Origin of the sequence: Paraburkholderia sp. SECH2, assembly GCF_030464795.1 — a bacterium.
GTDB classification, from domain to species: domain Bacteria; phylum Pseudomonadota; class Gammaproteobacteria; order Burkholderiales; family Burkholderiaceae; genus Paraburkholderia; species Paraburkholderia aspalathi.
Genome location: NZ_JALPRH010000037.1, coordinates 43,418 through 51,424, shown reverse-complemented (window position 1 = coordinate 51,424; position 8,007 = coordinate 43,418). Strand labels below are relative to the sequence as shown.

Sequence of the window (8,007 nt, the reverse complement as noted above, 5' to 3'; positions counted from 1 at the left end):
GCGTCGATCGAAAAGGCACCCAAGGCGTTGGTGCCAGTCACGTTGGTATCCGTGTTCGCGACGAGCGCCCCCCCCGCGTTCTGCGTGACTGCCGTCGCCGTGCCGCCCGCGGACACGGACAGCGTGCCGCCGTTGTTGATCTTGGCATCCGAGGCTATGCCGCCGGCCGATACCACCTGCAGGCCCCCTGCATTGATCACCATGCTGCGGGTCACACCACCATTCAGGACCTGCGACACGCCACCGTTGTTGATCGTTGTCCCGACAACCGTCCCTCCCAGCACCTGCTGCAACCCCTGCTCTATCGTGGTTCCTGAGACGTTCCCGCCAGACACCACCTGCACACCGCCATCGCCGATATCCGTGTAATCGACATTCCCCGCATAGACGTATTGCCTCCCACCCCAAATCCTGGCGTTGCTGACGCTCCCTCCAGACACATTCATCACACCATCTGCATTTCTTCTGTCATACGCGTTAGTCACGGTCGCATATTCAACTTTTCCCCCGTACACATTCAGGACACCGTTGTCCATGACCACGGTGTCATAGGCGCTTCCGTTATATACGTTTTGCACTGCATATTGCGGTGGCACACCAAGATATGAGGTTCCCCGCAAAATGGTACCACTTGCGGCGTTATAGTCACCAACAGTACTACGTATCGTTTGAGTTCCCCATGAGATCGTTGTACTAATGGCAGTTCCACACATACCGGCATACTGGCAGTCCACAAGCTGCACCCCGCCGTCGTCTATTGACTCGTTGTATACCGTTCCGCTGAAGACGTCAGAAGTGTAGTTCGCAAAGGCCGGCTCCCCGGTCAGGATCACGATTCCAAGTGGCACCAACGCTGTCATAGCGCGAAGTTTTTTTCCTTTTCCGCTTCTACTCCGACCTCGTACAGTTTCCGCCACCGCTATCCATGTTCTCCGATTAGCATTCCATATGATCTTATGAATGACATTCATGTTTTTCTTCCTCGAACTCGTTAACGGGTGCCGTGGACTTCACGGCAAACACCCCGTCGAAAGCTCTGCGCGACTGGGAATCGCCGGAACAGGACCCACTCCTGCCGTATCGCGCTATGCGACATGGATACAGTGGTATTTATAACGGAATCGAAAGCTCTGCGTAAGCAGAACATTGTTTCGCGATGTGTCGCCGAGCCTGTCGGGCGGGTGCCAACGCATCGAGAGTGGTACGCCGGAATCGACATCGCGATGCAAAGTGACTCTGGCCAGTCACGACTCTTCCCGTTGACTGGCTGGGTCTTGCGGATTTATGGTGTCGCCGACCCAACAGCAGTCGATGTAAGAATCGCGAGTTCAACTCCCCCGTCGACCGAATTTGGGGTAATGCACACATAGCCACCACAAGTGCCTGTGATGATCAGCCTTTACCCCGCAAGGCTTTCAACTGGTTCTCTCTCGATTGGCAAAGGTCAAGTGAGGGCGTCGTGCCGTGGCCGAAAACCCGATCAATGGACCCGATTCTGGATTTTGACAGGACGCTTTCCGGACATCAGAAGCCCCATTGACCGAGTAGCTCGAGCCAGATGACACTTTCGGCGCCTACGTGCGCCCTACCCCAGACAGGGGAGCGACGCGAACACAGCGCGGCCACAGTCGGTGGTATACGAAATCGGCTTAGCGTGGTTTAAATTCCGTTTCCTGAGGCCGCCTCTATAATGATTATAGGTATCCTCCCGAACCGTTGCCGGCGGTTGTCAACGTACTTGTCGCGTCACTTCATGCGGACTACTTTAGTTCTTCCGGCTGCATGCGCTCCGGATTGAGCCAGACTTCATCCTTCAATTTCCAGTTGCGCGTCGATCGGGACCAACGCCGTGGATTGCGCTGCCTGGCCTCTGCATAAACGACCTCACGTTGCGCAAGCACTGCGGTCGCCACACCGTTATGGCGCTGCACCGGCGTGACGAATTTCAGACCGCTGTGTTTGTGCTCATGGTTGTACCAGCGCACGAACTGCTGCGTCCAGGCCCGTGCCTCATCCCCGTTGCCGAACGCCTTGCGTGGGTAGTCGGGCCGGTACTTGCAGGTCCGGAACAACGACTCCGCGTACGGGCTGTCGTTACTCACACGCGGCCGGCTAAACGAGGCCACGACTCCCAGGTTTTCCAGGGTGGCGAGCATCGTCGCACCCTTCATCGGGCTGCCGTTATCCGAGTGCAGCACCAGGGGACGTCCTGCCAGGCCCTCAGCCAGGCTGGCACGCTGCATCAGCAACGCGGCCAGTTCCGCCGATTCGGCTTCATGCACTTCGTGAGCAACAATCTTGCGGCTGAACACGTCCAGAATCATGTACCAGTAGTAGTACTGGCCCTTGACCGCCGCCGGCATCCACGTGATGTCCCACGACCAGACCTGGTTCGGTGCCGTCGCACAATGACTGGTAACCACCCGGGCCGAGGGCTTGCGCGCACGGCCCCGGTGGTGCTGCTGCGAATCGCTGCGCAGCACGCGGTAAAAGCTCGATTCCGACGCCACATACACGCCGCGATCCGCCAGGCTCGGCACGATCTGGCTGGGTGGCAGGCTGGCAAACTCCGCACAGTTTGCGACTTCCAGAATCTGCTGCCGTTCGGCCTCACTCAGTTTGTTTCGCGGCGGCAGCCGCCCGGTCATCGTGCGGCCATCGGCGAGCACCGCGTCGCCGTTACCTACCCAGCGCCGAAACGTGCGCAGGCTCAGGCCCAGCTCGTCGCAGGCCTGCTCCAGCCGGCAGCCTGACTGCGCCGCCTCTCGTATCAACGATATGCATAACAGGCGATCCGGGACGTTGATCAATCGTCCTCTTGGTCTCCCCAGATCGCCTGGGTTTTTTTTCTCAGAATCTGCAGCGCAGCCGCTTCCGCCAGCGCCTTCTCCTTGTGCTGCAATTCCTTTTCGAGCTGCTGGATGCGCTTTTTGTCGTTCTTCGACTGCTGGCGCTGCTCGCGTGCCTGCTCCGTGGCATTCGCATTGGCCGAACAACAAGCGGCCCGCCAGGCGGCTATCTGTTCGGGATAAAGACCCTTTCGACGGCAATACTCGGCCAGCTCCGCTGCATTGAGCGGCGCGCTCTCCAGCACTACTGCAAACTTGTCCTCCGAAGACCATCCTTCGGAATTCTTCCCATCGCCAGGTACGACCTACCCTTGTCCTTTCGCCTGTCGGCGCCACGTGTACAACGTCTGTTCGGTAATTCCCGTTTCCTTGGCCAGCGTCGACACCAGCGCGTTTTCCGGCGGCATCATGCGCCGCACTAGCGCTTCTTTTCTTTCTGCTGAGTAGGCTTTCATTCACCCTGATTTTACCGCCCCCGGACCATGTCTATAGGAATCAGATAACACGACAAGTAGTTTGACGCCGGGAGGCGACGCTGCTGGTTGAATGAATTTTACAAAGTAACCTGAATAAAAGCGGTCGCCGTACTTCCACACGTCGAAAATGCTGAATAAGATACGCCGCTTGCGAAGGTACCCTTTCTAAATGCATCTTCCCGAAACTTTCGGACTTTCAACGGCCACGTCTGGGCACACATCAAACTCTCCTCCTTAATCTAGCGATCGCTCGACCTCGCCAGCATGGCAAGCACTTGTTGGTTGACAAGGGTTACGCCGTAACCACGTAACTCCCCCGTCATCGGCTCACGTTTCCGTGCAGCTGCGGCATTGTCACCGGCACAGCCCGTAACCGCGATCGGGTCAGAAATTGACGTTTTTTTGTACAAGTTGGCCCTATTGGTGATCCGGCGCATCGTAACCTGCCCAGCAGCCGTCATTTTCTTCAGCACGGTACGCACTTCTGCTAATTGTCCAACAACGAGTTCCACCAACATGCGGAGCGTGTATTCCCGGTCGTCCTGCATACGCTCCAGCAATCGCTGCTCTGATAACACGCGTTTCATAATTCATCACTGAAATAAAGCGCAGACAGTAAGGCTACGCTGATGTGGATCGACGGCCGCCTTATTCAACGGAGCCAGCCGGCAAGCCGAAGCCACCGACACAAAGCGGGCCAAGAGTTTGACGCGCTGTGAACCACTGCGCTGGTGAAGAGGTCGCGGGCGGCCCGCCACGTGACAATCTCGGAACAATATCTGGATCGGAATGGCACGTGACATCGCTTGTCCTGATTCGCGGGTAGACGTGCATCCGCCTAGCGGCTCGGCGGCAACCACGTTATCACGTTGTTTTATTGTATGTTGACTAGTGACGCCTAGGCCTGACGATATTGTTTCTCGTCATTTCACCGGCGATCGCATTGGCCGAGCGTTGTCGACGCTCAAGCCACGCTCCGATTCGCCGCTCATAGGTCATGTCCGCTCCCCACCGGATAGCCGTTTCTTTCAAGCCAGCGCATACGACGCTCGAGTTCAACCAAGTCAGCCGACGCTGCAAGAAATTCCTCACGGCGCCGACGCTCTGAGCGTTCAATCCAGTCACCTATTGGTGTCAAGAGACTGACGGACAGCACGCGTTCTAAAAGCGCTTTGACGGATCGTGCTGTGTTGCGTATCAGCCCTGCCCGACTGTTATCACCCACTTGTGTCACCCCGCGCATCCCTGAATCGCGGGGCGCGGCCTTTTGGCGCACCAGACGAGCGTGCGCACAGACAAGCAGTGAATGTGAGTAGTACCGAAAGCGACGGCTGGGCACCAGCGGTGAAACACCTCCAAGCCGACCTGATTTCTGATGGATACGTCCAATGTTCCCGAGCGATATTCGACGGGAGTATTCGTAGCCTTCACGTACACGCCAAGCCTCCCACGCCGCTAGCGTATCGGGTTCATCCTCGACATAAAGTACTATTTTCATAGCACCCCCAATGAAACATAATTGACACGGCACTTCAAGCGCCTGCGGAAAGCGGTGATTCGCATACGCCGCCACACATCGTGTGTGGCAAATTATTCGGCAGCGTCAAGCCAACGACAACTAGTAGATCGAACAGGTCAGCCCGGTGTTCTGCCTGGCTTGTACGATACTGGACGGTATCCAGCGAGCCACCTCCGCCCCACTCTCCCCTGTCTGACCGGTCAGGCATCCTTTGAGCACGCGACTCACCATGAGGATGTCCACCTACTACTTTCTGAGATGCTCTTAACCCTCTTTGTCCATCCCGATTTGCAAAAAATCCGCGAATCGGATGATGGTCAATCTCCAAACCATAGGTAACTCCAGAAGGCGCGGAGTCAGTCGCACATCGCGAGGCACAAAGCGAATCAGCCTTGTTTTTGGTGGGTGGTTCCGGGCCGGGAGATGAGAATATGACAAGAGACTGGGCGCTCGCCTAAAGTGGCGTTTAAATTCTGAGTTTGGAATGTTGTTTCATCTCACTTCGCCGGACCGAACTCTCTCTAATTGACTCACTTGAAACGGTCGAGAGCAATGATCAGGAAAACGGTCGATTCGAGCTCGGTCGGCGCTACCTTCTGGTTACAAGGCTTGCGTCAGGTAGTACTGGTTTGGCACAGAGAAGACCGCAAATTCCGTCGACCCGTACAGCGCCGATGGCGACAGGTTCAGCCGGAATCGCGAATGGCTTTACGGGGATGGCGAAGAATAAAAATTGGCAGGCTTCCATAATTTGCGCCCCAGGTCATGGATGACCAGACCCGCGATTTATCAATATCGGTCGCGTTATTTCTGACTTCTGTCGACGCATACCGTAAGAGCGCAATGCACAGGGTAGCCGCCCTTTTTGCCAAGGCTTTGCCCAAAGATCCTCTTGATGCGGTCGAGACTTTCGGCGACTGTGTCGCCTCACTGGCCAGAATTGTCCGATCGGCACAAGTCGATGACCCGACCTGCAAAACTTTTCAGCGGCGCACTATAAGCGCATCAACGCCCAAGTGGCAAAACCACCCACACCTCTAACCCGCCGCCCTCGCGGGCATGAAACTGCAGCATGCCACCGTGCAACCGCGCAAACCGTTCGGCGATTGCCAGACCAAGGCCTGTACCCCCTGAATGCCCGCGCGCGTTCGCGCCGCGTTGGAACGGCGCTTTTAGTTGTTCGAGTTCCTGCGCGGTAATGCCCTTGCCTCGGTCTCCTACCGCAACATATGCTGCACCCGCTTCGGTCCACGTCCTCACCGACAGCCCCGTGCGGCCGTAGACGACCGCGTTCTGCATCAGATTCATCAACAGCCGCATCATGCTGATCGGGCGAAAAGCGAACTCCGGCAGGTTGCCGAGCGACAGTTCAAAGTCATGCCCCAATCCCGCAAAATCCGCGGCGAGTTGACCGATCAGCGCGTTAAGGTCGCCCGGCTGCGCCGCCTCCCGTTCGCCACTGCCCGCGTAGTCCATGAACTGCTGGAGGATCGTGTCAATCTGGTCGAGATACGATTCCGCGGTACAAACGAACGCGCTGTCCGCCCCGGATGGAATTGCCATGGCCATTGCCAGACGCAGCTTGGTCAGGGGCGTACGGATATCGTGTGAGACGCCTGCCAGCATCAGCGCCCGAGTCGCTTCAGACTGCTGCAGCGCCTGCGTCATCTGATTGAACGCCATGCTCACCTCGGCGATTTCGGTCGGCCCCTCAGTCGGCAAAGGTGCGGGGGCTTCGCCGGCGCTCACCCGCCTCGTCGCAGAAGCAAGATCCTGCAACGGCCGGTTGATGTGGCGCTGGAGCAGGTAACCGGTGAGCGCCGCCAGCAAGGCAAGACCCAGCGTCAGCAACAACGCCGTACCTAGCCCGCCACCTTGTACATCGTCGGGAAGCTCGAGCGCCATCCAGTAAGGCGTGCCTCCCGCGTGCATTCGGATCCATATGCGTTGCACCGCATCATCCTGCCAACGCACCGCCATGTCCGCGGGCAAGTAATGACGCAGACTATCCAGAAACACATCTCGCTGATAGCTACGGTAGGCACGCCACAGGGTCGGCAGCGGCTCAACGGCGGCATCGACAGGCACGTGCGCACGCAGATCGATGCGGGTTGCAAGCGCTTCACGCTCGCTGGACGGCACGCTGGCCAGCAGCCCGTCCAGAGTCTCCACGTAGGAAGCAAACACCGCTGCTGCGCGTTCGACGCGTGGCCTCTGCATGTAGTGCAGAAGTACCACCAACGAACACACCTGCGATAGCACGACGAGCACAATCAGCAGTGCGATATTTCGCGTGAGCAGCGACTTCGGAAATGCAATGCCTCTCATGACTTAATATCGGCCAGCAGCATATACCCGATACCCCACACGGTCTTGATGAAACGTGGTTTTGATGGATCGTCCTCGATAATTTGACGCAGCCGTAGAATTTGCACGTCGATGCTACGATCTTGCGCATCGTGGTCTCGGCCACGAGTGCGTGCGATCAGGTTATCGCGACTGACAGGCTGGTTCGGCGATGATGCTAGCGCATTGAGCAGGAGCATCTGCGCCGAGTGAATATCGAACGGCTCCCCCGCCCGGTAGAGTCGCTGCTTGCCGACGTTCAGAGTGAAGGTGCCAAAACTAACCGTTTCATTCCTGACGGTCGGTTCGCCGGACGCAATCTTCTGCCGGCGCAGCAATGCCCGAATACGCGCAACCAGTTCGCGCGGGAGAAAAGGTTTGGCGAGGTAATCATCGGCGCCCGTTTCGAGGCCTACAACCCTGTCGACCGGATCACCCTTCGCCGTAAGCATCAAAATTGGTAACGTCTGCCCATCGGCGCGCAGACGCCGGCATACCGACAGGCCGTCCTCCTCACCTATCATCAGGTCAAGCACCAGCAAATCGAACGGCTCCCGTTGCAGATAGCGCTCAAGTCTGACGCTATCCGCAACGACACGCACCTCGAAGCCTTGTTCCGTCAAAAAGCGCTGCAGCATGTTGCGTAACTCAACTTCATCGTCGAGCACGATGATTTTCTCTTCACGCCTCATGGGTGCGCTCCTTCAACACTCCGGCTTCGATACGCGTGCGACGCGCAAATAAACGATAGCACGCCTGACGCCTGTTGCCCAAATCTGCCCGCATAGTCGCATCCTGCCCGCAACCCACGATCTGG

At 57.5% G+C, this 8,007-nt stretch carries 5 protein-coding genes and 1 pseudogene; all 6 read right to left on the bottom strand.

Features of this window, described 5'->3' with window-relative positions; translation table 11 throughout:
• The coding region (locus M0D66_RS35225; protein WP_266212700.1) for an ESPR domain-containing protein at nt 1-971 on the bottom strand (971 nt) is incomplete at its 3' end.
• A 789-nt stretch (nt 972-1,760) separates the two neighbouring features.
• Nucleotides 1,761-3,304, bottom strand: a pseudogene (locus M0D66_RS35220) (IS3 family transposase).
• Between the two features lie 260 nt (nt 3,305-3,564).
• The gene (locus M0D66_RS35215) at nt 3,565-3,912 is read right to left on the bottom strand and encodes a hypothetical protein (protein WP_266212699.1); all 348 of its coding nucleotides are present in this window, start codon (nt 3,910-3,912) and stop codon (nt 3,565-3,567) included.
• Nucleotides 3,913-4,313: 401 nt separating this feature from the next.
• On the bottom strand, nt 4,314-4,478 hold the full coding sequence (locus tag M0D66_RS35210) for a DUF3563 family protein (protein WP_266212704.1): 165 nt from the start codon (nt 4,476-4,478) through the stop codon (nt 4,314-4,316).
• A 1,371-nt stretch (nt 4,479-5,849) separates the two neighbouring features.
• Nucleotides 5,850-7,172 carry an ATP-binding protein gene (locus M0D66_RS35205; RefSeq protein WP_266212698.1) on the bottom strand — a complete coding sequence of 441 codons (1,323 nt, stop codon included), beginning with the start codon at nt 7,170-7,172 and terminating at the stop codon, nt 5,850-5,852.
• Nucleotides 7,169-7,882, bottom strand: a complete 714-nt coding sequence (locus tag M0D66_RS35200) for a response regulator (protein ID WP_266212697.1) — start codon at nt 7,880-7,882, stop codon at nt 7,169-7,171. The genes M0D66_RS35205 and M0D66_RS35200 overlap by 4 nt, the downstream gene beginning before the upstream one ends.
• Nucleotides 7,883-8,007: the final 125 nt, after the last annotated feature.

What these genes read in the sequence shown, in the direction of transcription:
- M0D66_RS35200 (WP_266212697.1), bottom strand. Translation starts at nt 7,882, where the DNA reads ATGAGGCGTGAAGAGAAAATCATCGTGCTCGACGATGAAGTTGAGTTA.
- M0D66_RS35205 (WP_266212698.1), bottom strand. Translation starts at nt 7,172, where the DNA reads ATGAGAGGCATTGCATTTCCGAAGTCGCTGCTCACGCGAAATATCGCA.
- M0D66_RS35215 (WP_266212699.1), bottom strand. Translation starts at nt 3,912, where the DNA reads ATGAAACGCGTGTTATCAGAGCAGCGATTGCTGGAGCGTATGCAGGAC.